Genomic DNA, 1,555 nt, shown 5'->3' with positions numbered 1-1,555 from the left:
GCGGAGTTCATGTCGCGTTCCCACTGGCTCGCCGCATAGTGCTCACCATCGTGTGACGACCAGCTTCTGATCGGTGAAGAAATCCAACGGCGCAGCACCACACACATGCAGGTCACCGTAGAACGAGGCACCGTACCCGCCCATCGTCACATTCGCCGGCGGCGCCGGAAACGCATTGACACCCACATTGCCGGCCCGGATACCCCGCTCGAACTCCGCCGCCACCGCACCAGAGCTGGTGAACACCGCGGCAGCGTTACCGAACTCGGTGTCATTCGACAACGCGATCGCCTCCGCGAGCGTGTCCACCCGATGCACATTGATCACCGGACCGAACAACTCCCGACCCTCCACCCCGTGCCGCGGATCCAAATCGGCAACAATCGTCGGCCCGATGAAATAGCCGTTCTCCGACCCCGCCCCACCCACCGGCTTCACGTTCCGACCATCGAGGACGAACGTCGCACCCAGATCCTCCGCCTCCCCCAGCGCCGCCAGGATCCGCTCCTTGCTCTCGGCGCTGACGACCGGACCCATCGTCACACCCTCGGCCATACCGTCACCGACCACCAACTGATCGACCAACGCCACCACACGGTCCATCAGATCGCCGTAGACGTCACCGACCACCACCACCCGACTCCCCGCCAGGCACCGCTGACCCGCCATCCCATAGGACGAGGACACGATCCCGGCCGCCGCCCTATCGAGATCCGCATCCGCGGCCACCACGATCGGATTCTTCGCACCACCATTGGCCTGCACCCGCTTCCCCGCTGCCGCCGCCGCCGCATAGATCGCCCGCGCCGTCGGCGACGACGTGATGCACGACACCGCCACCACCGACGGGTGGGCAATCAAATGCTTCACCACATCCGCCCGGCCGTGCACCAAATTCAGCACCCCATCCGGCAGACCCGCCTGCTGCAGCAACCGAATCACCGCGGTGGACGCGAGCGGATCCTGCTCGGACGCCTTGATGATCAACGCATTACCCGTCACCAGAGCCCACGCCGAGAACTGCACCGTGTTCATCACCGGGAAATTCGACGGCGTCACCGCCACACACACCCCCAACGGCTCCCGCACCCGCCGCGCATCCACACCAGTGGTGACGTTCACGGCGTCACTGTGATACAGCATCGGAGCGGCAATCGCCGTCTCCAAGAAATCGACAGCCCGCCCCACCTCACCGCGCGCCTCATCCAACGTCTTACCCTGATCGATCGTGATCGTGCGAGCCAACGACTCGACATTGTCCTCGAGGATCACCTTCATCCGATACAAAAACCGCACCCGCTCCGACAACGGCCGCGAACCCCAGTCGGCGAAAGCGCGAGACGCAGCCACCACAGCCGCCTCCGCATCCTCAATCGACGCCGGCACCAACTCCGTAATCACCCGCCCCGTCGCAGGATTGAACACCTCGATGGCATCCGCTCCCGACCCCGGCACCCACCGACCACCAATCAAACACGTAGCCGTCAAATCCACATCGGTCATTGTCACTATTCAAACCCTCACTACTCGAAAATCGTTGGTAGGTGCCGCCGAC

At 64.0% G+C, this 1,555-nt stretch carries 1 protein-coding gene; it reads right to left on the bottom strand.

The window, feature by feature from the left end; genetic code table 11:
* Window positions 1–42: 42 nt before the first annotated feature.
* On the bottom strand, window positions 43–1,503 hold the full coding sequence (locus HGB39_RS38040) for an aldehyde dehydrogenase family protein (protein WP_043791291.1): 1,461 nt from the start codon (window positions 1,501–1,503) through the stop codon (window positions 43–45).
* Window positions 1,504–1,555: the final 52 nt, after the last annotated feature.

It is taken from the genome of Rhodococcus opacus, from assembly GCF_012396235.1.
GTDB lineage: Bacteria > Actinomycetota > Actinomycetes > Mycobacteriales > Mycobacteriaceae > Rhodococcus_F > Rhodococcus_F opacus.
This window is presented reverse-complemented; position numbering and strand designations above follow the sequence as displayed.